Origin of the sequence: Bacillus cereus group sp. MYBK5-2 (assembly GCF_051915685.1) — a bacterium.
In the GTDB taxonomy this organism is placed as follows: Bacteria; Bacillota; Bacilli; order Bacillales; family Bacillaceae_G; genus Bacillus_A; species Bacillus_A cereus.
Genome location: NZ_JBQAFE010000010.1, coordinates 73,092 through 98,534 on the forward strand (window position 1 = coordinate 73,092; position 25,443 = coordinate 98,534).

Consider the following 25,443-nt stretch of genomic DNA (forward strand, 5'->3'; position numbering starts at 1 on the left):
AAGATGTTGCTACGGTTGCATAGGGAATAAGGTTTCCAAAGCCTCTTGAAATGTAGGTAAGTACCTTGCGGGATCTATATACCACTCTAGATTTCCAAACAGTGAGTGGAATAACAAAATGATGCAAAATATAGCGAGTGGCATTAATAATACTTGAATTAACCCGCGAATGATATCGTTGCTCCATTCCTGAGCAAACTTGTGTTTTCGAAACATGCGGCAAACTCCTGCCAATACGGAACCTACTAGCGCAATTCCAACTGCAATGATGATACAGCTCATTAAAATAGCCAATAGTATTTGTATCATTTCTGCTGGCATTAATACTGCTTCCGCCGTCTTCGATACTGTTTGAGCAGCTGCTGGTGATGCGTACATGAGAATCCCACTCAACATTGGTATACTTTTTTTTGCTAATTCTAACCACTGGTACCTTTTCTTCTTTTTGCTGTTTATCACTTCCCTTTTTAGATTTTTTACATGAAAAGGGACTTTCTTAAGTTGCTCATTAAACTCTTTTTCAACATTTTGATACTCAGACTGATTTTGATGAAACTTTATTTTATATGTGTTTCCCACTTGTTCGACGGAAAATGGATGTCCTTGCCCTTCATCAGTTCTGTGATGTTCTAACATAAGTACACCCCATTTAAAAAATAATTAACTACTAAACATTTTCTTCGTTAAGTTCCTTTCTGATTGCTTCATAATCATGAGTTGGTGAAGCTGGCGCTTTAGACTTTGTTTGTTTCTTATTCTTTTTATCAAAGGTATGAAAATAGTCTATCGCTTTCGTAACACCAACTGTAAAAGCGCCCGCAACTCCAAACTTCGATACAGTCATTATAAGAAACCCTATACCAGTCATATTGTCATGCCACCTTTTCTTCTCGATTTGGTAAAATTTATTACGCCTGTGCCTGGTTTTATGACATTTATTTTTAAAATTAAATCAAAAAGTTTTAAATTTAAAACTTAAGGACAAAATAAAAACTACTCTAATCCTTATCTCGATAGAATAATTCCTCAATAGGTGGATATTGTAGTGCTGCCCAAATTTTAAAGAATGCTTCTAGCGAAGGCTGAACATGATTATTTACAATTAAGCTTAGATTCCCTTTTTTTATATTGGTTATAGCAGCTAATTCTGTTTGCTTCATACCAATTTTCTTAAGATATTGTCTCAATTTATTACGTAATGGGTTCCCTGTATCAGAAGCTAATAATTTCAAATAGTTTATATTAATTTCTTCAATTTCTGTGGCTTGTTCAATCTTTTTTAAAAAAGTTAAAATAATTCCTCTGACCAATATTTCAAGATCCACTTTTTCTTCAGCATTTAATTTTTTCCTGAAATTCTGATATCCTACCATCTCTACCAACTGATCATATATTTCCTCTGAAACCGTAAATATAATCTCCTTCTCATCCATAATTGAATAAAAACCTCCTTTTGCGGAAATCGTAATACTACATGTTATAAGCGAAAGGACAGTGATATGCGTGATTTCACTATTAAATAATACTGAAAAAGTAGATGAGATATTAGATGAAGTATTTGATGCAGGAAAAAGAAGTAAATAAAAAGGGTGAAATTAATGTCATTTAAATTTCTCGGAATGTGGGTACCACAAACTGGTGTAACACCTGAGTGGTTAGAAAAGCTTGAGATATGTGACGAAAGTATATTTAAAGAATTAGGTTTATCAAGAGAAGAGGTTATTGAAATCTGCCAACACCTACATGATAATAATATCTTAATTTAAATTCACCTTTCATATATAAAAATTAAGACACACCTCTTGTCAGAGTATGTGTCTTTTAAACTTTCTATACTTTTACCTCTAATATAATTATTGTTAGGTGATAACCTTGCCACCAAATCCTGCTAGCGTTATTGCTTCAGTTATCTTTGTACCATTTAAAAGAAACATTTTGTTCAAACGCCTAACAGAACAAGATAAAAAGCCTAACTCATGTTAGTAATTTTTACTGTTTCTGTTGATAAATAAAAAAATACTTCCTAGCACACTTAATCCCAGTAATAAATATAACAATAAATCCGGTAGAAGTTCTGAAGGAACAATATCTATCGATTGAAAAATAATAATAGCAATGATACCTAAATATAGGGTGCTGTACAACATATTATTTGTTTTATATTGAATTTCTCTCCCTCTTTCGTCTTTTGCTTCATCACTTGATCGAAATTTTATTACATACATCTGACTGATGAATATTAAAACTAAAAATAAAGATTTTAACCACAACATATGTCTCACTCCTCCTGATAATCGAACACGTCAGTTATTGACTTTTCAAATATATTTGCAATTTTAAAAGCAAGAATTAGAGAAGGATTATATTTGTTTTTTTCAAGAGTAGCGATAGTTTGACGACTAACACCCACTCTTTTTGCCAACTCTTCTTGAGTCCAACCTTTTTCCGCTCGACAAACTACAATTTTATTATGTAACAATAGCAACACCTCTTGAAAAGATTGTAATTTATTTCTTACAATTCGTAAAGTATTTTTGACAAAACATTTTTTAAAATTAAAAATACTCATAAAAATATCCCTTTATACAAAGGGATAAAGCGGTACAACTTTTTTAAAATCAGGTCTTGGTTATAAAATAACAGTTAACTTTTTTCAAAACGGTTTTTCTTTATTTCAAATCCACATCTTCATCTAAAAAATTATAATTACCATCAATTAGATCCTGTAAATACTCATCAAAACTGTTTGCAATCACTTCATATTCATCGGGGTCGTGTAAAAAACGAATTATTTGACCACATACCCCTTCTTCAGAAGGATTAAAATCAATATACAGCTTTGATGTTCCACCGTTGTTCATACAATCTGAAAAGTGAATATAAGTGCCAGGGAGAAGTCCTTCTGGATTTATCTTAGGGTCAACAGCATCCTCGTCATCTTGGTATTCTAAAAGATAGGAGACGTCTTCTTCTTCTTTTGAACTTTCAATCATCTCCTGTGTAGAAAGCAAATAATATGGATACTCTTCAACATCTGAACCTAAAATACATACCGTGACTTCGTTTTCTCCATATTTCCGCCAATATGTACCATCGATATTTTCAAGTAAAGTGATTAATGATTCTGGACAATTTGGATATTTCGTCCTTAATATATCAATATCTCCTTTTGTAGCACCGTATGCTTTATTTAGCGCTTCGAGATCATCTGTCGATAATGCTGCTTTCAAACCGTTTAAAAATTTGTTTACCAAATCCATTATTTTGTCCTCCCAAAAAACAAATATAAATTTTCTTAGTCTATATACCTAACATAAATAAGATTTGACCTTTAACCGTTTACACATCTAATTTAATTAGTACCATTACGCTCTAACTCTTCTCGATTAAAGTATTGTTCTAGTAACTCTTTACCTGTTTTGATTGTAGTATAGTACTCCCCACTATACAGTTTCCCTTCTGATGGTTTATGGAAATCTTCGTATTTCTTGAATTCTTCATTTTCTTCAAACGATTTCTTTGCAAGGTCCATGTCTTCTGCTTCTATTTTAGCAAACATTCTACCTATATCGAATACACCTTCTTCATCAATACTCTCTTCTAGTAGATAGTGTTGATCTTCTTCTATAGGTGTCATTTTACCTTTTGTAACAGAATATAAATGCTTCGTTTCTTCTACTTGTACCATGATGAAAATCCAACCCATTCTTACAACTGTACATGGTGCTAATCCTTCTAATGTCAGTGCAACTACCTTTTGGTCTTTCACAAATTTCCCCATCTTACATACCCCTTAATTTGTTTATTTTATTCTGTTTAAAGGTCAAAATATTTTCAACGTGATGATGCATATCTATAATCATATAAATCAGTAATTCCCTTTACTACAATTGTATTTACCTCAATATTTTTCACTATCGCTTTTCCTGTTAAACGATTCATATATTAAATATAAATAGCAAATTCTATAGGTTCCTGTTTTTATTTTGCTTCTTCAAAATAATATAGTTCTTCTTCATAGGCACTTAACTCTAACTCCCAATCTTCAAAGTTAGTTTTATGTATGGATAGTGCATGAGATTCAGGCGATCCTATTTCATATTTTAAATCTTTAACAAAAACACGGTCTATGCCATGCCAGTTCCTTTTTCTTCCCATTTTGGTCATCCTTTTCGTTCCTATCAATAATTTTTTCTACTTCTATTAAGTCAATTATTGACTATAAAAACATTGGAATATTTCCATTTTTATCATACAGGATAAAGAGTGATTACACCAATTATTACCATGTGTTTCTAAAGTTTTTTGAAATGACGTTATTACTTTTTAACAGGTTTATTATTCACGTACATTAAGTGTACAATGATATTTATTTTGTCATTATTGAGAAAGAGTAATATCGTAGGTGTAGCTTTGAAATAAAGTTTGATTAAAATGAAGTCTTTCCTTGTGAATTACTATGCAGTTTTTATAAAAAGTACGATTGTTTTGTTATCCATTATTTTGTTTAGTTCTCCGCTAATTAAGTATCTTTCTTTACATTATATTGACTGTTAATCATTATATTTGAGATAATAAATTTAATGATATAAATAATGCCATGGAGGTTTAGAATATGAAAAACATAATGGAATTCCTCAACAATCCATATATCAAATATCCATTAACTGTAATTTCAGCTATAGCTATAATAAAAACAGGTTATGATTTAGGTTCCTTTATTACAAAGTTAAAATATTTTTAAATCGTAAAAAAGAAATTGACTTTTTAACAAAAGAATAATTTCCTTAAATGATATAGAAAAAGCATTGCTGAAATCTTCAGCAATGCTTTCCCATTAAACGTGCTATGATAATGAAAGTCTATTTTTTTCTACTCATGAGTTCTGTACAATCATTTATATTTATTTTAGCTTTAAGATACGTTCTATTTCTTCCACACTCAACTTACTTGCTTTTGCAATAGTTTCAAGTGGTACACCAATTTCATGCATTCCTCGGATCATCTGCATCTTACCTTGCTCAATGCCTTTTTCCATGCCCTCTTGTTCTGCATGAGCTAACTTAGCTTGTTCATCTAGAAGTAATTTCTCTCGAGCTTCATATGCTGTTCGGAAAGAAGAATCATGGCTCATATTTTCCCATTTATTTATTGCCTTTTGTAAAATTGGATCTTGATTCATCGCAATCTCCTCCAATGTTTGAGTTAAATGTTCATCTTCATGTGCTGGTAATAATAACATCCAACGAACAAATGTATTTTCCCATGGGTTTACTTTTTCTTCACGCCATTGTTTTACCAATTTCGGTATCTCTACAAAATGGATTTCAATGTCGTCACTTAAGAGTTGCTGTAATTTTGTATTCCATAATTGTCCGATGGTATGAAATTCATCATCCTGAGAAAATAAAATAAAGTCTAGTAAGTTAATGGTAATTGTTTTCCGAAGTGAACGATATGGCATCCCTTCTTGCATTTGTGAAGTATAAAGTTTACTCCAGTAATATAAGGAGCGCTTCACCATATCATGTGTATTTCGAAGCTGGATTTCGATATTTACTTGCGTCCCATTATCCAGGGTTGCTAATAGGTCTAAAATCGATAACTTATCATCTTCATAAGATTTATGGAGATGTGGATCATCTAATTGTAGCGAAGTAATAGGTGCATGTAAAGATTCCTCTAAAATTGCATTTAGGAAACCCGTTAAAATTTCCTCATTTCCTTTTGTTCCAAATAGCTGTTTAAAAGCAAAATCAATCCGTAAATTTACTAATTTAGTGGACATGGATTTCCTCTCCCTGTCTATATCATCTCTTATTAGTATTGTACATAAAAAAAGGTAGAACATGCAAACAGGCTCTTACGTTACCTCACATAAGAGCCTGCCTACATTGACAAAAAATTAGTGGTTCTTAGCAAAAATAATTCCAAGTGACATCGTTTTTGTCCAGAACCTTTATTTTCATCTATTCTTTTTCTGGCCAAATTTTCGCATTTGGTTCTAATAACCACTTGTGTTCTTCCTCCATGATACGATCATTCCATGGGTTATTCTCAAGATGTCGAATCATCCAACAAAAATACATTGCATATCCAGGCGCAGTTGCTTGCGGATGATCTAGATCACCTGGAATTGTAATAAAACTATTATGTACAACGCGATAAGCATCTTCACCTACCATCGCACATCCAAATCCCTGTGGCTTGTTAAAGCGATAATAATATACCTCTGGCTGATCATGATGATGCGGTGGATAACTAGACCATCGACCTGGATATGAAATAACTTCTCCTACTACCATATTAGAATATGCTGCATTGTTAAAGTCAAAAATCGTACGAATAACACGTTGTGCTGTTCCCTCCCATACTCCTTCTCCAGCTACAACACTTTGACACTCATTTGGAGTATACAACTTGGACGAAAATTCTTGATCATTATCTGTTTTTTGAACAAGCACTTCACTATCTGAAAGAGCAGTTATTGTAACCTTCACATTTTTAGCCACATGTAAACACCAAGGGTTTTCTTCAAAAACAGACTGTCTTTGAATAACTTGTTCCATTCCTTCCCACTCTAGACGTATTGTCCCTTCTAGTAAAAGTACTGCCGTTTCATTTTTATTATCAAATAGCAATTCTTCTTTTCCATTAGACATCTTATATATGCCTATATCCATTAACATATAACTGCATTGACCGTTCATTTCTGTTAATACATTATAGCCTTCATTTAATTCACCTAATTTTCCTAACATGATGTTCTCCCCCTTTTTTATGGCTACTCTATCATTCTCTACTTTTGTCAACTAACTAAATTATGAGTTCCTTCTATTATTTAATGAAGAAGGCCTTTCTGGTTATGCTTTGTTTTCACTTCCGAATATACGTATATGATTTTTAACGTTTTCGTATGCGGCCTCAATTACATCTTGATGGTACGTAAAGTAATCTAAATAAGGAGTATTTAAGGCCGCAGTGTTAACTCTAGTAATTACATTCTGAAACGTGGCTGTTGCTACATTAATTTTTCGAACACCATGTTGGATACATTGTTTGAAATTATCTGGGCTAATTCCAGATCCACCATGTAATACGAGCGGGATATGAACTACCTCATTAATTTCCTGTAGACGGTCTAATCGTAAATCAGGATCTCCACTGTACATACCATGCGCATTTCCAATTGCAACAGCTAACGCATCTACGCCCGTTTCTTCTGCAAATCGTTTTGCTTCTGTAGTGCTTGTCAGCAACATTTCAATATCTTCTGATCCGTCCTCACTACCACCAACTCTGCCAATCTCAGCCTCTACCGTCGCACCGTACTGTTTCGCAAGTTCTACAATTTCTTTTGTCTTTTGTATATTTTCTTCTAACGGATAGTGAGAGCCATCAAACATAACCGAACTAAAACCAATTTCTAACGTCTCTTTCATCTTTTCAAACGTCATCCCGTGATCAAAGTGAACTGCTACTGGAACAGTTGCTTTTTTTGCTGCAGCTACCATCAAAGGACCAATCATATGAATTGGCGAATGATTCAAACGAACTTCCGCAATTTGTAGAATAAGTGGTGAACTTAACTCTTCAGCTGCTTTAATAGCTCCCATTACCATTTCCATATTAGCGATACTAAAAGCTCCAACCCCATAATTCTCTTGATTTGCTTTAATTAAAATATCTTTCATTTGAACTAATGGCATTACATACTCCCCTATTTCAATATTATTTATTAAATGTAAAACCAACCGTTACGTCTTTTTACCCCTTTTGCAAGAAGGCATGTTGATTACCATACCATTTACTTAGGGATAATCTTAAAATGCTTAAATTACAGACCTGCTTTTTCTTGTATAAATTTTCGGGCTTTTAATGCGTATTCAAAAGGATTCGCTAAAGCTGGATCTTGCTCTGCTTCTACTACAAACCATCCTTTATAATCAGAGTTTGCAAGGATAGTAAACACTTCATCAAATACTATTACGCCATCCCCGGGAACTGTAAATGCACCATTCTTCACTGCCTGTAAGAAGCTTAATTCGTTTTCCCTTACAGCATCTACTACTTCCTGGCGAATATCTTTTAAATGTACATGTTTAATGCGAGGTAAATATTTTTTCAAAATATAAAGTGGCTCTTCTCCTGAAAAAACAAGATGACCTGTATCAAAAAGCAGAGATACAAGCTCTGGATTCGTCATGTCCATTAACTTTTCAATTTCTGCCGTTGTTTGAACACCCGTACCCATATGGTGATGGTATACAATATGTAGCCCCTTTTCCTGAGCTAATTTACCGAGATGATGTAACCCATCCGCTAGCTTTTCCCACTCTTCTTCTGTAAAAACGGGCTTGTTTTGAAATAGCGGTACATCCATTAAACCTTGAATACTACGTCCTTGCTCTGAAACAACGATGACTTTTGCACCCATGTCATGCAAGAAATCCCTATGCTTAATAAATTCTTCTACCGTCTCTTCAATCGGCTTCGTTGTTAAAAACGTACTAAACCACGCACTAGCAATCTCCAAGTTTCGTAATTCCAAAGATTTTTTTAATAAAACTGTATTTCTCGGGTATTTATTCCCTACTTCACTTCCATTAAATCCAGCTAGTGCCATCTCACTAATACATTGTTCAAACGTATTTTCTGCTCCTAGCTCCGGCATATCATCATTTGTCCAAGCAATTGGTGCAATTCCAAGCTTAATTGTATTTTCTTTGAACATCCCCTTGTCTCTCCTCTTTACAAAATGTGATAGAATTTCGCCAAACTCTCTTAACTGGTCATTAAAAAGAGAGCTCCCTAGTCAATATGCATGTAGATAAAAAGCTCTCTTTGTGCCCTAATCTAATAAGATCTTGCCTGTTGCAAGTTACTTACTTTACTCTCATACGAAGCTTGTACACTTGGACTATTAGATACTTCTGCAACACCTACATGCCACCATGAATCGTATCCATTTGTCATTGTTTTTGGTAATACTTTAATATCAATTAATGTAGAAATTGTTTGTTTTTTCGCATCTATAAGCGCTTTCCGTAATTGTTTTAGTGATGTAACATGATATGTTTTCACACCATATCCAGCTGCGCTAGCTGCAAAATCAATTTTCATAATTGCCCCGTCTAATTTACGAGTTTCCTGGTTTCGGTAGCGAAACTCTGTTCCCAAGCTCCCCATTCCATTGCCCATTTGTAAGTTATTGATGCAGCCAAATCCGGAGTTATCAAACAATAAGACGTTAATTTTTTTGTTTTCTTGAAGACTTGTGACGAGCTCAGAATGAAGCATTTGGTAACTGCCATCCCCTACCATTGCATATACTTCCTTCGATGGTTCAGCTAGCTTTGCACCAAGCGCGCCGGCAACTTCATAGCCCATGCAAGAGTATCCATACTCCATGTGATATGTATTAGGTTTTCTAGGTGCCCACATTCTTTGTAAATCGCCTGGAAGACTTCCTGCTGCACCAACAATAATCGAATCTTCGTCAAGTAATGTATTGATTTGTCCAATGACGGCAGTCTGTGTTAATTCTGTACCAAGTGCGTCTACATACTCATTTAAATTCTCATCGAAATGACCTTCAACTTCCGGCGTGAAACCTTGACCTGTAAAGCGAATATTATGTAGACGTGCTAATTCTGTTTCCCAAGCCTCTTTTGCATCAGTGATTTCTACTGTGTAACTAGATTGATACTCAATCGATTGCAGTTCATCTATTAGAGCAAGAAGTGTTTCTTTTGCATCTGCTATCACCTTCAATGCATCAAGCTTATTCGCATGGAATTCCGAAATGTTGATGTTTAAAAACTCAACCTCTTTATTCTGGAACAATTGCTTAGATGCCGTTGTAAAATCAGTAAATCTTGTCCCGATTCCAATAACAAGATCCGCTTCCTTTGCAATTGTATTAGCTGCTAAATTCCCAGTTACCCCAATGCCGCCAAGATTATATGGATGACAACTTTCAATCGCGCTTTTCCCTGCTTGCGTTTCTCCAAATGGAATGCGGAATGCCTCAGCAAACTGTTTCAGTTCCTCTGCCGCTTCTGCGTATCTTACTCCACCACCGCAAATCATAATTGGCTTTTTCTTTCTCTTAATCATTTCAACCGCATCCACTAAACTGGCTTTTGTAGGTAGACGACGCTCAATACGGTGAACGCGCTTTTGGAAGAAGTAACTTGGAAAATCCCACGCTTCCCCTTGGACATCTTGTGGTAAGCAAATTGTTACAGCTCCTGTATCTGCCGGATTCGTTAAAACACGCATGGCTTGAATCATAGCCGTCATCAATTGTTCAGGACGATTTACCCGGTCCCAGTACTTACTTACCGCACGAAAAGCATCATTTGTAGAAATAGATAAGTCATGTGTTTGTTCAATTTGTTGAAGAACAGGATCAGGTTGTCTTGTTGCAAATACATCACCTGGAAGTAGTAAAACGGGAATATTATTTGCAGAAGCTGTTGCAGCAGAGGTAATCATATTTGCTGATCCAGGACCAACAGAAGAAGTACATGCCATAATTTGTTTTCTGTGTTTTTGTTTTGCAAACGCCATCGCAGCATTTGCCATTCCTTGCTCATTTCTCCCTTGATATACTTCTAATTCCCCAGCGTCTTCTTCTAAAGCTTGACCAAGGCCTACTACATTCCCATGACCAAAAATCGTAAAGATTCCCTTAATAAACTTTTGTTGTTCTCCATCAAACTCTACGTATTGCTGATTCAAAAATTTCACCAAAGCTTGTGCCGTCGTCATTCTAACAGTTTGCATATTGTTTGCTCCTTTCTATCTTCTCTATCAGTCATTCTACATATGAAAAAGGAGTATCAGGAATTTGATAGACTCCTAATACTTCCTTCTTATGTTTTACTACCTTCCTTACTTTCGCTTCCAAGCACCTAGAGAGATTCTACTTCTCTCTTCATGATTACTTTTCCCAACGAGATGTAAGCATTTTCTTTCTCGTATAAAACTCAACGCCGTCAGTACCGTTCGCATGAAGATCTCCATAGAAAGAATCTTTCCAGCCAGAGAACGGGAAGAATGCCATCGGTGCTGGAACCCCAACATTCACACCTAACATACCTGATTCAATTGTTTCACGGAATTGACGTACACTTGCCCCGCTATCGGTATAAATGCAAGCTCCATTTGCAAAACGAGACTCATTGGCAATTTCAATCGCTTCATCCAATGATTTCACACGAACAATAGATAAAACAGGAGCAAAAATCTCATCTTGCCAGATTTTCATTTCTTTTGTAACATGGTCAAAAATTGTTGGGCCAACGAAGTAGCCAGCTCCTTTTACAGCCGTATCTTCGCGTCCATCACGAACTAATGTAGCGCCCTGTTCTACACCTGAATCGATGTAACCAATTGTACGCTCTTTATGGTTATCACGAATAACTGGTCCTAAAAATACATCTTCATCAAGACCATTTCCGATGACAATTTTATTTGCTTCTTCTACGAGTCTTTCAACTAATTGATCTGCAATTTCTTCTTCTACTGTTACAACAGAAGCAGCCATACAACGCTCACCAGCTGAACCGAATGCAGCACTAATAATTTGCTTTGTTGCTAGTTCAAGATTCGCATCATGTAATACAATGGAATGGTTTTTCGCACCTGCTAATGCTTGTACGCGTTTTAAGTTTTCTGTTCCTTTTTTGTATACATATTCTGCGACAGGCTGAGAACCTACAAATGAAATTGCCTTCACTAATTTATGTTCCAGAAGACCGTTTACTACATCGTGAGCGCCATTTACGATATTTAATACACCTTTTGGTAAGCCTGCTTCTTCAGCTAATTCTGCTAATCTTGCTGCTAGAAGTGGTGTACGCTCTGAAGGTTTTAACACAAATGTATTACCGCAAGCAATCGCAAGTGGGAACATCCAGCATGGAACCATCATTGGGAAGTTAAAAGGTGTAATTCCGCCTATAACACCAATTGGGTAACGATACATACCAGACTCAATACCTGTCGCAATATCAGGTAGCTGTTTTCCCATCATTAATGTAGGAGCACCTGCAGCAAACTCCACGCACTCAATACCACGAAGAACTTCACCGTAAGCTTCGTTATAGCTTTTTCCGTTTTCAATCGTAATAAGTTTCGCTAACTCTTCCCAGTTATCTACTAATAATTGTTGATATTTAAATAGAATACGAGCACGTTTTGGCACAGCCGTTTTGGACCAAGATTTGAATGCTTCATTTGCAGCTAATACAGCTTGTTCAACATCTACTTTTGTTGAAAGTGGTACCCGGGCGATTACTTCCCCTGTTGCTGGATTGTATACAGCTTCCATCTTAGTTGAAATAGATTCTACCCATTCGCCGCCAATGTAGTTTTTTACAATTTGTGCTGTTTGTACTGTCATATTCATTCTCTCCCTTTTATATAATGTAGAAGCGTATATAAGATACGCCCTTGCTTAATTAATGTTTTATGATGTTTCTATACAATTTCCTCAGCCGTTTCCATGAATGTAGAAATCTCTGCCCTTGTTGGCATTGCATCCGAACAGCTATGTTTAGAAATAACAATCGAAGCAGAAGCACCACCTAATCGCATCGCCTGAGGAATTTCAAGCCCTTGCATTAGGCCATAAATAAACGCAGATGCATACGAGTCGCCAGCACCAAACGTCTTTAATACCTTTGTTTTAAAGATACCGCCTCGGTGTGATTGGCCGTCTCTCGTATAAGCGATTGAACCATCCCCGCCGTGCTTAATTACGACGATTTTCGCATGATGAGAAAACCATCTTTCAGCTGTAACTTGGTCATTAGATTGTTCATAGTTTAATAGTTTTTCCATCATATCGAACTCTTCACGCGTCCCAATAATGACATCAGATTTTTCAGCCGCTAGATTGTAATACACAGCCGTTTCAGCCTCTGATTGCCATGTATACGGGCGGTAATCAACATCAAAAAATACGACTACATCATGTTTACGCGCATATTCTAGCGCTAAAAATACCGCCTCGCGAGAAGGACTTTTCGCTAAAGCTGTTCCTGAAATTAAGAGAGCTTTTGATTGTTTAATATAGTCCTCAGAAACTTCTGTTGGATCAAGATTTAAATCTGCGACATTGTCGCGATACATTAAAATACTGCAATCTTCAGGGCTTTTAATTTCTGTGAAAGCTAAACCTGTCACTGCACCAGTACGATCAATACATATCTGATCTGTATTAATATTGTTATCCTCTAGGTACCCTGTAATAAAACGGCCCATTTGATCATCGGACACTTTACCGATAAATCCTGTTTGTAAGCCAAGACGCGCCGCACCAATTGCGATATTCGCAGGAGATCCCCCCACATACTTAGTAAACGTTCTTGTTTCTTCCATAGGACGTTGTGTTTCATTGGCATTTAAATCAACGCATAAACGTCCAACTGCAATTAGGTCTAATGGACAATCTTCTTTAAAAATAAGTGGATTCATTATTTCTGCCTCCCATGCTTTATGAATGAGTGAATGATATGGTTCATATTTTTATAAACTTACTATTCATTACTCTTTATCTATCTATAAGTAAGCGCTCTCTTTATTGATTTAATGTAGGCTATTTATGTTCAATTTGAACGGGTTTTCCAGTTAGTAATGATTCCTTCGCAGCTTTCGCAATTCGCTCTGCTTGTAACCCATCATTACCACTGCAAATAACAGCTTTTCCTTCTATAATTGACTTTGTAAATTGTGTTACTTCCTCAATATACGCCTGCGTGTAACGCTCTAAGAAGAAATAAAGTGGCTTATCTTTTACAACACCTTCTGTTTTAGAAACTTGTACTGTTGTCGGGCAACAATTATCCGCAGCGACCGCGCCTTTTTCACCAAACACTTCCACACGCTGATCATATCCATAAACAGCTTGGCGGCTATTATCAATTACCCCTAAAGCTCCATTCGCAAATTTCAATGTGACAATTGCCGTATCAACATCATTTACTTCCTGAATGGATGGATCAATTAATGTTGTTCCATATGCAAATACTTCAATAACTTCACTATTCATTACATAACGAGCCATATCAAAATCATGAATCATCATATCCATAAACAATCCACCTGAAGAACGAACATACTCTATACTTGGTGGTTGTGGATCTCTAGACGTAATTTTTAAAATATGTGGATGTCCCACTTCTCCTTGTTGAATAAGATCATAGACTTTTCTGAAGTTAGGGTCAAAACGACGATTAAAACCTACTTGAAGAGATACTCCTTGTTCTTTTACTACTTCTAATGCATCTAATGTTTCTTCTACTGAGAAACTAACAGGCTTTTCGCAGAAAATATGTTTTTTCGCAAGAGCCGCTTCTTTAATAATTTGCGCATGTGTATTTGTTGGCGAACAAATGAATACAGCATCAATTTCTGGATCTGTTAATAAATCCTGATAGTTTGTAGTCAAAATGGAAATCCCTTTATCCTCAGCCCACTTTTCTAGATGACTAATCGCTACATCTGAAACCGCTTTAATTTTTAATTGTGGCATGAGCTGCAAATTATCAACATGCAGTTTCCCAATTCGTCCAGCACCAATAATCCCAATCGTTAAAACATTCATATGATTTCTCCCTCTTTATTTAAATTTAAGAAACAAAATGGAAGTCTATAAGGTTTAGCACACCAAATTAAGTTAAGCGCTTTCCCTATTTTTCTTCATTATACACACTTGATTCTAAATTGAAAACATTTTTATTTTTTTGAATACTCTTCTTTTCATCCGAATTTCAAATTTCGTAAGTAAACGTACTACACCCATATACAAATTAATAATTAGAAACAAATAATCTCAACAACTACAAAAATAATCTTTTAAAATACTGATATAACAAAGGAAACGAAGCCTTTTCAATAGTAAACTCCCATCTATAAGGTATTTCTGTGTTTTCATATTCACTATTATTTTATTGTCCGATAAGTAAATAGAATGCCCTATAAAAGAAAGTTGTAAATTGTCAAAAAATTTCATTGACGGTCTCATAATGTAAGCGTATACTTTTTTTATCAAAAATAATTAAGCGCTTAACCAAAAATAACTTATCGGTGGTGGGAGAATGAACGCTATTAGTTCAAGCAAAACATTTATGGACAGGATTGGTATCCCTTCTAATTTAACTTGGGGATACATAGGAATTATTGTTTTTATGATTGGGGATGGTTTAGAACAAGGATGGTTATCCCCTTATCTCGTTGAGAGAGGTCTAACGCTAGAACACGCTGCATTTTTGTTTACTATTTACGGAATAACTGTATCTGCTTCTTCTTGGTTTTCGGGGGTATTTGTACAAATGTGGGGACCACGAAAAGTAATGACGTTTGGTTTAGTATCATTCATTTTAGGTTCCATTGGATTCATCGGTATTGGAATTCAGCATATGAATTATCCTGTAATATTACTTTGCTATGCCCTACGCGGGTTTGGTTATCCCTTATTTGCTTATTCTTTCTTAGTTTGGGTATCTTACAGTACTCCGCAGCAAATGCTCTCAAGAGCAGTTGGCTGGTTCTGGTTCGTATTCCAGCTTGGGCTTAGTGTTATCGGGGCCTTCTATTCTAGTTATATGGTTCCTAAAATCGGAGAAATCGCCACTTTATGGAGCGCTTTAATTTTTGTTGTCGTCGGGGGATTATTCTCAATTGTTGTAAATAAGGACAGGTTTAAAGCACAAACCGTAAGCGCTAACAAATCAAGTGAGTTACTAAAAGGCATTACCATCGCATTTGAAAATCCTAAGGTTGGTATAGGCGGTATTGTAAAAATTATAAATTCGGCCGCTCAGTTTGGATTTGTTGTTTTCCTTCCTACCTATATGATGAAATATAATTTTACGATGACGGAATGGCTTCAAATTTGGGGTACTCTATTCTTTGTAAATATGGTATTTAATATTATTTTTGGTATTGTTGGAGACAAGTTTGGTTGGGTAAATACAATTAAATGGTTCGGAGGAGTCGGTTGCGGAATTGTAACTCTTGCACTCTATTATGTACCACAAATGGTAGGGCATAATTATTGGGCTATATTATTTGTTGCATGTTGCTACGGAGCAACACTTGCCGGTTATGTACCTCTTACAGCATTAGTTCCATCTTTATCTCCTGAAAATAAAGGAGCGGCAATGTCTGTCTTAAATTTAGGTTCAGGATTATCAGCATTTGTTGGACCATTAGTAGTAACTGCTTTCATCGGTCCATTAGGTGTAGGCGGCGTGATGTGGATCTTTGCGGGTTTGTATTTCTTTGGTGCATTTTTAACTCATTTCCTTACTATTCCAAAGGAAGATGGGATGGAGCAGGATTTAAATACGAAAAGCAGTGAGCAATTCTCTGTATAAATCCTCTATATAATAGAAGGTCATCATAACTGTATATGGTTAAGATGACCTTCTTTTTGTTACATTCAAGTAGGATATCAAAAACGCTAACATGTAATATCCTTTACTGATGATCGCTCTACTAATTGAGGAATAATAGTAATTTTTTGCTTAGCATGTTCCTTCATTTCCATCGTTTTTAAAAGTTGTTCAAACGTACAAGCTGCCATTTGTGTAATTGGCTGTTCAATTGTCGTTAACCCAGGATCTGCTATCTCAGCATAAATTGTATTATCAAATCCGATTATTGATAAATCTTCCGGAATTGAAAGTCCTTGTTTTCTTGCTTCATTCATAAGGCATATCGCAATTAAATCTGTACAAGCAAAAACCGCTGTAGGCCTATTAGGCAAGCTAAGTAATTCTTTACTTGCACGTTTGCTATCTTCCACAGTCGAATAGCAGCTAATTATTGCATCATCATCTAATGAGATATCTGAATCTGTAAGAGCCTGCTTAAAGCCATTCAGCCTTCCTAAGCTACTTTTTCTATCCTTCTCCATCATAATCGTTAAAGATGTATGGCCTTTCTGCGTTAGATAACTTCCAGCTAGATAGCCTCCCCTCATATCATCAGTTGTCACAACATGAGTCGTGATGGAAGGATGATCTACGGTAAATAATACAAGTGGCAAATCTCGGTTCACGATTTTTTTAACAAGTTTATAATCATTTAGTTCCGTCGCAATAATAATGCCATCTACTTGCTTTTTAAATAATAAATCAATGTATTCGTGCTCACGTTTTGTTTGATGGTCCGTACTACATAAAATGAGTGTATACCCTGATTCTCGTGCACTATTTTCAAAAGCTCTTGCTACTTCTGCAAAAAATGGATTTGAGATATCTGGGACAAGTACCCCAATCGTATATGTTTTTTTACCTGTTAACGCCGCTGCTACACTACTTGGCTGATAATCTAATTCGTCCATTACCTGATTTACTTTGTTTATTGTTTTTTCACTAATACGCCCTGTTTGATTAATTACCTTAGATACAGTCGCTATTGATACACCTGCTTTTTCCGCAACATCATAAATTGTTGGTTTCACTTTAATTGTCCCTTCTTAATCATCTTTTTCTATATTTTATCATAAATATATTTTGCTTCTTGGTACACAAATGGAATTCTTTTAAAATTTGTAAGTATTTCTATCTTATAGCGTAATGCTTCATATTTACGAATTAATCTACCTTTATGAAACACCTGTAGAAAAAATTTGATTAATTTACTTAATAGACATTTAATATCCACATGCAAGGCTCATTAAAAACAGAGCATGCAGGAACGTTCATGGTTCTTTCTACCATTTACACCAACTCACAATAATTTCTAATCAATTATTGTAATTCCTAATATTAAGATGTAAAATAACATTATCTTATATGCGCTTAAGATAGATCGGAATAAGAAAAGGAACCCTTCTGGGTTCCTTTTTCTATGCAAAATAAAAAATCATCCCATTTAGATGCTCTCTGCACTTATTCTTTCTATATAACACTAATTCCTATTGCCCTAAGGATACCTCATACAATACATACTAACCCTACTCATATATAAAACTCTAGTAACCCAAAATGTCCAAGTATCATACATAGAATTAAGCCTATAGGATATACAAAGACTTCTTTCCAATTTATCCATTCATATAGGGGAGATAGTTATACGATGATTAAAACTCCTAATACAATTAAAACAACACACTTTCTTCAAATTCAATCCTTTTTGCTTATCCTTTTATTGTCTCGATAATTGAAACCATTCATTTCCCCTAGAGCTGAGCAGTTAGTTCATTCTAACTGCTCTTTTTATTTTTTATCGTCACCCTTCCATTGTACCTCCATATGTTGTATAGAAATATCTCCTTCTAAATTGTCATTGATGCCTCTTTCAAGTCCTAATACACACCTTAAAAAGAGCACTTTTAAAAAGTGCTCTTTTTACTTTGCATGTCACTCATCCTACAATGAATTAAGATTTTAACCTACGAATAATTTATGTAATTATTTCCAATACTAAGAGTAGATTGGTAACAGCCAATCTGTATCCATAATGAATCTCTAATTTTCTTGAAATCTCCCTGGGCAAGGCGGCTATTTTTAATAGCCGTCTTTCTTGTATAAATTATAAATATTTGCACATACTATTAGGGGAATGGTTGAATCATTGTCATTAAAAATGTTCAGCACTTCCGCTCCTTAAGAGAACAGTCTACGCAACTGTTCTCTTTCCTATTTCCTTTTTTCACGCATATAATCTGACAAGCATTATTAACTCTAACTCCCCTACAATCAATCGCATTGCAACATTCTCAATATTTCCTCAACAAATTCACAATATTTTTCATGGACAACAGCACACTTTCTCAACAGTTTTAATATCTTAATATTAAATACTGAAAGGAGATGTTGAAAAATGACTTGGTTCATTATTTTAGGGTTTATGCTTATTTTAATAATAAGCGGTTTTCATGCACATAGTATTCATATCATTTTCAAAATAGGTTCAGATACAAAAGCTGTGCCAAGTTGGTCTTTCGTTAATAAAATAAATTTCCAAACATTAAAAGAATTAATAAAAGGACTAAATAAGGATAAACTTAAAATCCTTACAATAGGAGAACTTGTTATTCCTTTATGTTTCTTTAATAGATTATTTAGCAAAACATTAATTTTTCTATTCCTATTCTTTTACTCTCAATACTTAAACTAATGTAATATGGATGAGTTAAAGAATAACAATCACTAAGCGTAGCAAGCCAACTTTCGATTGCCTATAATGAATTGGACCTGAAGAATTAAACAAAAAATTAAGCGGCTGTTTAAATGTGAGTCCGGTATTGTACTGGACTCATTCCTTTTAACTGTATTTTTATTTTTTTGCGATTGTAATGAACATTATACTTATCTAATACTATCTTAATATGTTCCATACCTTCGAATTTTGTAAGATAAGTTACTTTTGCTTTTGCTTGATCTTGTTCTGTAATTCCATCTCTTTTTGAACAAAGTCCTCCATGCTGTTAACCAATCCCACAACGCATCAGCATTCTCTCCATAATAATTCGGTAAATCTAATTTATTTTTCAATATTTTATCATTTTAGCCAAGAAGACTCCTTCCTCAAGGAACGCAAAGTGAGTAGGTGGGAGATGAATTGGCTTCGAACAAGGGATGGCAGGAAGCCATCTTAATTGTTTGACATACATAAAGTGTTACTTCGCTATCAACAGAATATACGTTCGGTGTATAATAGTCATATAGTGAAATGGAGGTGAATCAAATGATAATTAATAAAGCCTTTAAGTTTCGTATCTATCCAAATCAAGCACAAGCAATTCTAATTAATAAAACAATAGGTTGTTCTCGCTTTGTATTCAATCATTTTCTATCCCTATGGGATCACGCATATAAAGAAACTGGAAAAGGTTTAACATATGGTACATGCTCTGCCCAACTTCCTGCCATGAAGAAAGAGTTTGTTTGGCTCAAAGAAGTAGATAGTATTGCGATTCAGTCATCTGTTCGCAACCTTGCGGATGCGTATACACGATTTTTCAAAAAACAAAATAGTGCCCCGCGTTTCAAATCCAAGAAGAATAACGTACAATCTTATATCACAAAACAAACAAATGAAAACATTGCCGTTGTAGGAAACAAAATAAAATTGCCCAAACTAGGCCTTGTTCGATTTGCCAAAAGTCGTGAAGTAGAGGGACGTATTGTAAATGCGACTGTTAGACGAAACCCTTCTGGTAGATATTTTGTGTCACTATTAGTTGAAACAGAAGTACAAGAACTTCCGAAAACACATTCTTACATTGGGATAGATGTAGGACTAAAAGATTTCGCCATTTTGTCGGATGGAACACCCTATGAAAATCCGAAGTTTTTCCGATCATTAGAAGATAAGTTGGCGAAAGCACAGCGTGTTCTTTCTAGAAGAATGAAAGGATCTTCTCGCTGGAATAAACAACGAGTAAAAGTAGCTAGAATTTATGAATACATATCAAATGCTAGAAAAGATTATTTAGACAAAATCTCAACTGAAATCATCAAAAACCACGATGTTATCGGCATAGAGGATTTGCAAGTATCGAATATGTTAAAAAACCGTAAGTTAGCAAAAGCAATTAGTGAAGTATCTTGGTCACAGTTTCGAACCATGTTGGAATATAAAGCAAAATGGTATGGCAAACAAATCATTGTCGTATCGAAAACATTTGCTTCCAGCCAATTATGTTCTTGTTGTGGATATCAAAACAAAGACGTTAAAAATCTAAACCTACGTGAATGGGACTGTCCTTCTTGTCGTACACACCATGATAGGGATATTAACGCAAGTATCAATATAAAGAATGAAGCAATAAGGCTTCTAACCGCAAGGACTGCGGGGTTAGCCTAATCAATTAGAGTTCGATAGAACTCTTTACTTAGGAATCCCTCACTTCTAAACGAAGTGAAAGTGGGGGTAGTTCAAAATTGTTTGTTACTTGAATGTGATATATAGTGATTCAATCGAGAAATTCATAAAAAAACGTTATTCTTTCCTATTTAGCTTATTTAGAAAGAATAACGTTTTTTTACTTTGGAATAGCAATGTGTTACACCAACCCTCTTTTCTACAAAAAGACAACTATAAAGATAGACCCATAAATAATACAGTAATCACATAATATCCCCTCATACATGTCTTTTTTTATTTTTTGGGAAATGCGGCAACAAAATCTTTTAAACACTCAGGAATTAATGCTTTTTAAAAATTCATTTTCTAATTCTACTATCTTTTTTTTACGAGCTTTTATTTTTCTTACAGGCACCCCAGCATACATATACCAATCATCTAAACTTTCTTTTACCATACTCATCGCACCAACTGCCGCTCCTTCTCCTATTACTACATTTGGAAAGATAATAGAATGCGCACCAACAATGGCATGCTTTTTTAAAATAACTTTACCAGCTTTCACATTTTTATATTGATGTGGAATAGTCGGTCCCATTAAGGTATTTCCGCTAAAATCATCAATTGCTGCATATACAATTGTTTTTGATGAAATATTTGCAAAATCATGCATTTCAATCCCCATTTCTCCTCCAAATAACGCTGTATATGCCGCTATATTCGAATAACTTCCAATTGTAATTTTGCCACTTAAAATGCAAAAATCATCGATTCTTACATTATTTCCAACAGATATAGCACCTGGATTATATATGCTGGTTTTTTTACTTATTAATACATTTCCCCCGACAGATAGAAAGCCAATTTCGCTCAACTCTTCTTGACTATAAAAACTATTCATCTGTGGACACCACCTTCTGTATTAAACACATTATAATTTTCTCTACGATTTCTTTTGTCATTCCTTCCCATAAAGGTAGACTAATTATTTGTTTTGCTATTTTATTTGTATTTGTTAAATCTGTAGACTTATATTTTTTAAAGAAATCTTGTTGATGACAAGATGGTGAAAAATATGATCTAGCTTCTATCTTTTGCTTCTTCAACTCTTCTATTATCTGCATATTGTTAATTTTTTCTGAACAGAGGATAGGCATAAATTGATGAATAACTGCTTTTGTCTTTTGAACTTGCCAGCCTTTTTTTATTAATCCCGTACTTTGTAATAACTGTTTATACCATTCAGAGATACGAGTTCGTTCTTGCATTTTTTGATTCCATTTATTTATCGTTGTAATCCCAATAGCTGCTGCATATTCAGTCATTTTACAGTTAAACCCCATCATCGTACATTCACGATTATGATCAAATCCAAAATTACCCATTATTTTAATTTGATTTATCTCTTCCTCATTATGGCTATATATCATACCACCTTCACCAATTCCGAAAGGCTTTGTTGCATGAAAGCTATATACAATCATACCACTAAAATTCTGACCGTAATGTACATCCTCATGCATTAATCCAAACCCTGGTGCCGCATCTACAACAACCGGAACGCCCTTTTTCTCTAATTCTTCATAGTCCTTCAAGTCCATCCATGATCCGAATGTTGCATATGGAACAACAACTGCAACCTCTTCTTTTAATTCATCAATCTTATCCAAAAGTACCGTTTTATCCATACACCAATCATCTAACGAAATATCAATAAAATAAGGCTCCAAGCCACACCAAATAGCTGCCAATGGAGTAGCAGGGAATGTAAAACTAGGCATAAGAGCATACTTTCCCTTTCTTCTTTTCTTTAGTTGAATAGCCGCCATTAACCCTAACGTTGCGTTTGCTACTGTTGTAACAGCTCCCCTGTTTTGAAAAAATGACGACATAATTGTTTCCTCAAAACGTTGATTTATAGGTCCATAATTCGTATATATGTGAGATGTATCAATTTCCTTCAATTCGTCCAAATACTCACTTACAGGTACAGTTGAAGCACGTAAAAAAGGAATATTCTCCATATCTATCTATTCCTTCCTATCATTTTCGGACAATATAGAGCATATCCGTTTCTGATAATCCGAATTTCCTAGCAATTTCTATCCCTTGTTTCTGAGCTATGTTATACAATTCCACCTTAAAGCCCGCATCTGTTAATCGTTGAATAAATCCCGATCGATTATAAATCCTAACATGATCTTCTTGACCAAAGGCTATTTTTCTCAATAATGGCGTTACAATAGATTTATCCTCTATAATAAAATCTACATTCATTGCGATTGGCACTTGAATAATTCCCCATCCATTTGGCTTTAGTACCCTATATAATTCTCGCATTGCTTTTTCATCGTCAGGCACGTGTTCTAATACATGACTACATAAAATAACATCAAAGGTATTATTTTCGTATGCAATTCTCGTAATATCAATTTCCTCCATTAAAGAATCCTTTGGTTCTAAATCTCCACATATATAAGTAATGTTTTTAAACTGGTTAAGCCATCCTCTTACCTTCACTTCAGGTGCAATATGAAGCATAGTATAATTCCTACTTAACAAATCCGTTTCTGTTTCAATGTACGCACGATACAACCTGTCACGATCCATCGAATAGCAAACTGGACAGATACCTGTATCTTTATTCCACATCTCAAATTCATATTTTAGAAAATCATAATGTGCTGGCCAAGGAGAAAAACTTTTAAATTCTTGATTGCAATATTGGCAATAACAAATATTTTTCTCAAATATATGCGTAACTAGTTTAATTAACCCGCTTTTTATCTTTTCATTATAAATTTGATCTAGTTCTCCACTTCTTACTGCATCCTTAAGTATAAATCCCGCATTCTCCAAACAATAAGATAAGCTCTCTTTATAATCTTGTTCAGAATTTAAAAACCCACTATTATGTGCATCTGTAATTAATTCAATCCATTCTTCAATTGTCATTAATATAAAGTACATTTGTTTTTGATTTTGTCCACTATGTTGTCTAAAGTAGCTAAGAGGTTCCTGTATATAAACTGCTTTTCCTTTCCTCATCATATCTAACCAAGTTGCAATGTCATTAATAGAAGAATATGCTTTCCCCTTAAAATAACCAAATTTCCCTCCAAAAAAATTACGATTAAACAAAACCGTTGTTGGTTCTCCAACTACGTTTTTTAAGTTTTTCAACATATAATTCCCTAGTATTTTCCCTTCAAAAATTGTAGTTTCTGTGGCAATTTTCATATTCAATGTTGAGGGGGGTAATACCTCTCCATTCTCATCAATCAGTTCACGGTACGACGTCACAAATGCAATGTTTTCTAATTCAAAAAAGTATTTCATCATTCTCTCAATCTTTTCAAAATGAAATAAATCATCATCTAATAAAAAATTTATATATTCACCAGTAGCAAGCTCTATACATTGATTAAAATTTTCAGCCACCAATGGATTTTCATTTTTAACATATGTTATACATTCATGTTCTTTTAAGTATGGCTGGATCATTGTTTTTACTTCATCATTTGTACTATCGTCAGAAATTATAATTTCAATATTTTCATAGGTTTGATTCAAAGCACTTTTGAGGGCTAATTCTAAGTAATGAGGTCTATTGTAGGCAGGAATTAGTATACTGACTTTTGGGAGGTGCGAGTTGATATTCATACGCTGTTTTTTCTTTTCAATATTTATTTTCTTTAGCTTGATTTGTTGATAGTAATCCAATGAATATAATATGGATGATGGAACAATTCTTCTTGCATAGTCTAAAAAATTTGTAATAGCTCTGTCTAACTCCTCTTCGGAGGATAAGAAACCATATTTTTCTCCAGCTATAATAATACTATGAGAAAAATCTTCTAACCCATCCATCATTTTATTAGATTCATTTAACTGCTGATTTGAATGTAATCGAAAGTAACTGAGTGTCTCCGCTATATATACTGCTTTCCCTTTACTCAGTAAGGATAACCATGAAGCTACATCTACGTTGCAAAGATACCGCCTTTTATCAAATACACCATACGGTTCTGTTAAATCACTTTTACGAAATAAAACCGTTGTCGGTTCTCCTATATAATTTTTTTGATTCATAATCACCATTTTTCCTAATTGTGACCCATCTATAATCGTATCTGTATAAAATAAACGCATCGTTGCATAAACATCTGACAATAGGTTTCCTTCTGCGTCCATTACTTGGCGATGGGATGTTACAAGCTTAATTTCATTATCTAGGTCATTTAAAAAGTATTTCATCATTTTTTCAATTTTATTTACATGAAATAAATCATCATCCATTAAGAAGTTTATATACTCACCTTTCGCTTTATGAAATAACATACGTGAGTTCTCAAATTGTCCAAGAGTTGACTTATTTTTTATATAAATAATATTTGAATGATCATACAAGTACTTTTGTAACACTTTCTCTGTTTCGTCGTTTGTACTATCATCCCCTATTATAATTTCTATATTAGGATACGTTTGTTCTAATACACTACATAAAGCTTTTTCAAAGTAGTGTGGACGATTATACGTAGGAATTAATACACTTACTAAAGGCGTTTGATTTATTTCCTTTTCATTTATATCATTTTCCATTCTATT

General features: G+C 34.5%; 25 protein-coding genes and 2 pseudogenes. 5 read left to right on the forward strand and 22 right to left on the reverse strand.

Annotation, left to right across the window (positions count from 1 at the left end; genetic code table 11):
• Positions 1-9: 9 nt before the first annotated feature.
• The 3 genes from ACTFP3_RS25120 to ACTFP3_RS25130 form a co-directional block, all read right to left on the reverse strand.
• Positions 10-636, reverse strand: coding sequence for a hypothetical protein (locus tag ACTFP3_RS25120; protein WP_000889450.1), 627 nt, complete (start codon positions 634-636; stop codon positions 10-12).
• Between the two features lie 31 nt (positions 637-667).
• Positions 668-868: a hypothetical protein gene (locus ACTFP3_RS25125; RefSeq protein WP_000145720.1), complete on the reverse strand. Its 201-nt coding sequence runs from the start codon at positions 866-868 to the stop codon at positions 668-670.
• Between the two features lie 130 nt (positions 869-998).
• On the reverse strand, positions 999-1,433 hold the full coding sequence (locus tag ACTFP3_RS25130; protein ID WP_000343546.1) for a helix-turn-helix transcriptional regulator: 435 nt from the start codon (positions 1,431-1,433) through the stop codon (positions 999-1,001).
• Positions 1,434-1,619: 186 nt separating this feature from the next.
• On the opposite strand from ACTFP3_RS25130, the gene ACTFP3_RS25135 reads away from it, so the two are divergent.
• Entirely contained in the window at positions 1,620-1,766 is a 147-nt protein-coding gene (locus ACTFP3_RS25135) for a hypothetical protein (RefSeq protein ID WP_440011555.1), read from the forward strand.
• Between the two features lie 213 nt (positions 1,767-1,979).
• Here the strand turns inward: ACTFP3_RS25135 and ACTFP3_RS25140 are convergent, their stop codons facing one another.
• The 5 genes and pseudogenes from ACTFP3_RS25140 to ACTFP3_RS25160 all read right to left on the reverse strand — a co-directional run bounded on the left by ACTFP3_RS25140 (position 1,980) and on the right by ACTFP3_RS25160 (position 4,167).
• The gene (locus tag ACTFP3_RS25140; RefSeq protein WP_259591438.1) at positions 1,980-2,273 is read right to left on the reverse strand and encodes a hypothetical protein; all 294 of its coding nucleotides are present in this window, start codon (positions 2,271-2,273) and stop codon (positions 1,980-1,982) included.
• 5 nt (positions 2,274-2,278) lie between these two features.
• Positions 2,279-2,479, reverse strand: a complete 201-nt coding sequence (locus tag ACTFP3_RS25145) for a helix-turn-helix transcriptional regulator (RefSeq protein ID WP_002094847.1) — start codon at positions 2,477-2,479, stop codon at positions 2,279-2,281.
• Positions 2,480-2,669: 190 nt separating this feature from the next.
• Positions 2,670-3,260, reverse strand: a complete 591-nt coding sequence (locus ACTFP3_RS25150; protein WP_259591439.1) for an SMI1/KNR4 family protein — start codon at positions 3,258-3,260, stop codon at positions 2,670-2,672.
• Between the two features lie 92 nt (positions 3,261-3,352).
• Positions 3,353-3,781: a hypothetical protein gene (locus ACTFP3_RS25155; RefSeq protein WP_259591440.1), complete on the reverse strand. Its 429-nt coding sequence runs from the start codon at positions 3,779-3,781 to the stop codon at positions 3,353-3,355.
• A gap of 53 nt (positions 3,782-3,834) precedes the next feature.
• Positions 3,835-4,167: pseudogene (locus ACTFP3_RS25160) on the reverse strand (transposase).
• Positions 4,168-4,615: 448 nt separating this feature from the next.
• Between ACTFP3_RS25160 and ACTFP3_RS25165 the strand changes: the two are divergent.
• Positions 4,616-4,744, forward strand: a complete 129-nt coding sequence (locus ACTFP3_RS25165; protein WP_255259139.1) for a hypothetical protein — start codon at positions 4,616-4,618, stop codon at positions 4,742-4,744.
• Between the two features lie 159 nt (positions 4,745-4,903).
• Here the strand turns inward: ACTFP3_RS25165 and ACTFP3_RS25170 are convergent, their stop codons facing one another.
• The 8 genes from ACTFP3_RS25170 to iolG all read right to left on the reverse strand — a co-directional run bounded on the left by ACTFP3_RS25170 (position 4,904) and on the right by iolG (position 14,617).
• Positions 4,904-5,788: an Rpn family recombination-promoting nuclease/putative transposase gene (locus ACTFP3_RS25170; RefSeq protein WP_161520625.1), complete on the reverse strand. Its 885-nt coding sequence runs from the start codon at positions 5,786-5,788 to the stop codon at positions 4,904-4,906.
• A 181-nt stretch (positions 5,789-5,969) separates the two neighbouring features.
• Positions 5,970-6,761: a 5-deoxy-glucuronate isomerase gene (locus tag ACTFP3_RS25175; RefSeq protein ID WP_259591441.1), complete on the reverse strand. Its 792-nt coding sequence runs from the start codon at positions 6,759-6,761 to the stop codon at positions 5,970-5,972.
• A 102-nt stretch (positions 6,762-6,863) separates the two neighbouring features.
• Entirely contained in the window at positions 6,864-7,709 is an 846-nt protein-coding gene (locus ACTFP3_RS25180; RefSeq protein WP_326036566.1) for a class II fructose-bisphosphate aldolase, read from the reverse strand.
• Between the two features lie 128 nt (positions 7,710-7,837).
• On the reverse strand, positions 7,838-8,734 hold the full coding sequence (iolE, locus tag ACTFP3_RS25185) for a myo-inosose-2 dehydratase (protein WP_326036565.1): 897 nt from the start codon (positions 8,732-8,734) through the stop codon (positions 7,838-7,840).
• A 122-nt stretch (positions 8,735-8,856) separates the two neighbouring features.
• Positions 8,857-10,791, reverse strand: a complete 1,935-nt coding sequence (iolD, locus tag ACTFP3_RS25190) for a 3D-(3,5/4)-trihydroxycyclohexane-1,2-dione acylhydrolase (decyclizing) (RefSeq protein WP_440011558.1) — start codon at positions 10,789-10,791, stop codon at positions 8,857-8,859.
• Positions 10,792-10,948: 157 nt separating this feature from the next.
• A complete protein-coding gene (locus tag ACTFP3_RS25195) occupies positions 10,949-12,412 on the reverse strand; it encodes a CoA-acylating methylmalonate-semialdehyde dehydrogenase (protein ID WP_259591446.1) in 1,464 nt (487 codons plus the stop codon).
• Positions 12,413-12,489: 77 nt separating this feature from the next.
• Positions 12,490-13,488, reverse strand: a complete 999-nt coding sequence (iolC, locus tag ACTFP3_RS25200) for a 5-dehydro-2-deoxygluconokinase (protein WP_259591447.1) — start codon at positions 13,486-13,488, stop codon at positions 12,490-12,492.
• 121 nt (positions 13,489-13,609) lie between these two features.
• Complete coding sequence (iolG, locus tag ACTFP3_RS25205; RefSeq protein ID WP_440011560.1) at positions 13,610-14,617, reverse strand: inositol 2-dehydrogenase; 1,008 nt, start codon at positions 14,615-14,617, stop codon at positions 13,610-13,612.
• Positions 14,618-15,110: 493 nt separating this feature from the next.
• Between iolG and ACTFP3_RS25210 the strand changes: the two genes are divergently transcribed.
• Positions 15,111-16,391 carry an MFS transporter gene (locus ACTFP3_RS25210; RefSeq protein WP_000991772.1) on the forward strand — a complete coding sequence of 427 codons (1,281 nt, stop codon included), beginning with the start codon at positions 15,111-15,113 and terminating at the stop codon, positions 16,389-16,391.
• Positions 16,392-16,477: 86 nt separating this feature from the next.
• Here ACTFP3_RS25210 and ACTFP3_RS25215 read toward each other — a convergent pair whose 3' ends face one another.
• Positions 16,478-17,482 (reverse strand): LacI family DNA-binding transcriptional regulator, encoded by a 1,005-nt coding sequence (locus tag ACTFP3_RS25215; RefSeq protein ID WP_440011562.1) that lies wholly within the window; start codon positions 17,480-17,482, stop codon positions 16,478-16,480.
• A 1,364-nt stretch (positions 17,483-18,846) separates the two neighbouring features.
• On the opposite strand from ACTFP3_RS25215, the gene ACTFP3_RS25220 reads away from it, so the two are divergent.
• Complete coding sequence (locus tag ACTFP3_RS25220) at positions 18,847-19,143, forward strand: hypothetical protein (protein ID WP_440011564.1); 297 nt, start codon at positions 18,847-18,849, stop codon at positions 19,141-19,143.
• A 109-nt stretch (positions 19,144-19,252) separates the two neighbouring features.
• Here ACTFP3_RS25220 and ACTFP3_RS25225 read toward each other — a convergent pair whose 3' ends face one another.
• Together ACTFP3_RS25225 and ACTFP3_RS25230 are read right to left on the reverse strand one after the other, a co-directional pair.
• The gene (locus tag ACTFP3_RS25225) at positions 19,253-19,363 is read right to left on the reverse strand and encodes an IS3 family transposase (protein ID WP_163051308.1); all 111 of its coding nucleotides are present in this window, start codon (positions 19,361-19,363) and stop codon (positions 19,253-19,255) included.
• A 73-nt stretch (positions 19,364-19,436) separates the two neighbouring features.
• Positions 19,437-19,523: pseudogene (locus ACTFP3_RS25230) on the reverse strand (barstar family protein); the annotation flags it as partial.
• 190 nt (positions 19,524-19,713) lie between these two features.
• Here ACTFP3_RS25230 and tnpB point away from each other — a divergent pair.
• Positions 19,714-20,835, forward strand: coding sequence for an IS200/IS605 family element RNA-guided endonuclease TnpB (tnpB, locus tag ACTFP3_RS25235; protein ID WP_440011565.1), 1,122 nt, complete (start codon positions 19,714-19,716; stop codon positions 20,833-20,835).
• A 334-nt stretch (positions 20,836-21,169) separates the two neighbouring features.
• On the opposite strand, the gene ACTFP3_RS25240 is transcribed toward tnpB, so the two are convergent.
• The 3 genes from ACTFP3_RS25240 to ACTFP3_RS25250 are packed head-to-tail and all read right to left on the reverse strand — an operon-like array spanning position 21,170 to position 25,437.
• On the reverse strand, positions 21,170-21,736 hold the full coding sequence (locus ACTFP3_RS25240) for an acyltransferase (RefSeq protein WP_440011567.1): 567 nt from the start codon (positions 21,734-21,736) through the stop codon (positions 21,170-21,172).
• Positions 21,729-22,859: an aminotransferase class I/II-fold pyridoxal phosphate-dependent enzyme gene (locus ACTFP3_RS25245; protein ID WP_440011569.1), complete on the reverse strand. Its 1,131-nt coding sequence runs from the start codon at positions 22,857-22,859 to the stop codon at positions 21,729-21,731. The genes ACTFP3_RS25240 and ACTFP3_RS25245 overlap by 8 nt, the downstream gene beginning before the upstream one ends.
• 19 nt (positions 22,860-22,878) lie before the next feature.
• Entirely contained in the window at positions 22,879-25,437 is a 2,559-nt protein-coding gene (locus ACTFP3_RS25250; protein ID WP_440011571.1) for a glycosyltransferase, read from the reverse strand.
• Positions 25,438-25,443: the final 6 nt, after the last annotated feature.

Excerpts from the sequence above, each read along its gene's own strand:
- ACTFP3_RS25245 (WP_440011569.1), bottom strand. The coding sequence starts at position 22,859 with ATGGAGAATATTCCTTTTTTACGTGCTTCAACTGTACCTGTAAGTGAG.
- ACTFP3_RS25155 (WP_259591440.1), bottom strand. The coding sequence starts at position 3,781 with ATGGGGAAATTTGTGAAAGACCAAAAGGTAGTTGCACTGACATTAGAA.
- iolG (WP_440011560.1), bottom strand. The coding sequence starts at position 14,617 with ATGAATGTTTTAACGATTGGGATTATTGGTGCTGGACGAATTGGGAAA.
- ACTFP3_RS25170 (WP_161520625.1), bottom strand. The coding sequence starts at position 5,788 with ATGTCCACTAAATTAGTAAATTTACGGATTGATTTTGCTTTTAAACAG.
- ACTFP3_RS25240 (WP_440011567.1), bottom strand. The coding sequence starts at position 21,736 with ATGAATAGTTTTTATAGTCAAGAAGAGTTGAGCGAAATTGGCTTTCTA.
- iolE (WP_326036565.1), bottom strand. The coding sequence starts at position 8,734 with ATGTTCAAAGAAAATACAATTAAGCTTGGAATTGCACCAATTGCTTGG.
- tnpB (WP_440011565.1), top strand. The coding sequence starts at position 19,714 with ATGATAATTAATAAAGCCTTTAAGTTTCGTATCTATCCAAATCAAGCA.
- iolC (WP_259591447.1), bottom strand. The coding sequence starts at position 13,488 with ATGAATCCACTTATTTTTAAAGAAGATTGTCCATTAGACCTAATTGCA.
- ACTFP3_RS25250 (WP_440011571.1), bottom strand. The coding sequence starts at position 25,437 with ATGGAAAATGATATAAATGAAAAGGAAATAAATCAAACGCCTTTAGTA.
- ACTFP3_RS25130 (WP_000343546.1), bottom strand. The coding sequence starts at position 1,433 with ATGGATGAGAAGGAGATTATATTTACGGTTTCAGAGGAAATATATGAT.
- ACTFP3_RS25220 (WP_440011564.1), top strand. The coding sequence starts at position 18,847 with ATGACTTGGTTCATTATTTTAGGGTTTATGCTTATTTTAATAATAAGC.
- ACTFP3_RS25225 (WP_163051308.1), bottom strand. The coding sequence starts at position 19,363 with ATGGAACATATTAAGATAGTATTAGATAAGTATAATGTTCATTACAAT.
- ACTFP3_RS25195 (WP_259591446.1), bottom strand. The coding sequence starts at position 12,412 with ATGACAGTACAAACAGCACAAATTGTAAAAAACTACATTGGCGGCGAA.
- ACTFP3_RS25180 (WP_326036566.1), bottom strand. The coding sequence starts at position 7,709 with ATGCCATTAGTTCAAATGAAAGATATTTTAATTAAAGCAAATCAAGAG.
- ACTFP3_RS25175 (WP_259591441.1), bottom strand. The coding sequence starts at position 6,761 with ATGTTAGGAAAATTAGGTGAATTAAATGAAGGCTATAATGTATTAACA.
- ACTFP3_RS25135 (WP_440011555.1), top strand. The coding sequence starts at position 1,620 with ATGTGGGTACCACAAACTGGTGTAACACCTGAGTGGTTAGAAAAGCTT.
- ACTFP3_RS25150 (WP_259591439.1), bottom strand. The coding sequence starts at position 3,260 with ATGGATTTGGTAAACAAATTTTTAAACGGTTTGAAAGCAGCATTATCG.
- ACTFP3_RS25210 (WP_000991772.1), top strand. The coding sequence starts at position 15,111 with ATGAACGCTATTAGTTCAAGCAAAACATTTATGGACAGGATTGGTATC.
- ACTFP3_RS25120 (WP_000889450.1), bottom strand. The coding sequence starts at position 636 with ATGTTAGAACATCACAGAACTGATGAAGGGCAAGGACATCCATTTTCC.
- ACTFP3_RS25140 (WP_259591438.1), bottom strand. The coding sequence starts at position 2,273 with ATGTTGTGGTTAAAATCTTTATTTTTAGTTTTAATATTCATCAGTCAG.
- ACTFP3_RS25165 (WP_255259139.1), top strand. The coding sequence starts at position 4,616 with ATGAAAAACATAATGGAATTCCTCAACAATCCATATATCAAATATCCA.
- ACTFP3_RS25125 (WP_000145720.1), bottom strand. The coding sequence starts at position 868 with ATGACTGGTATAGGGTTTCTTATAATGACTGTATCGAAGTTTGGAGTT.
- iolD (WP_440011558.1), bottom strand. The coding sequence starts at position 10,791 with ATGCAAACTGTTAGAATGACGACGGCACAAGCTTTGGTGAAATTTTTG.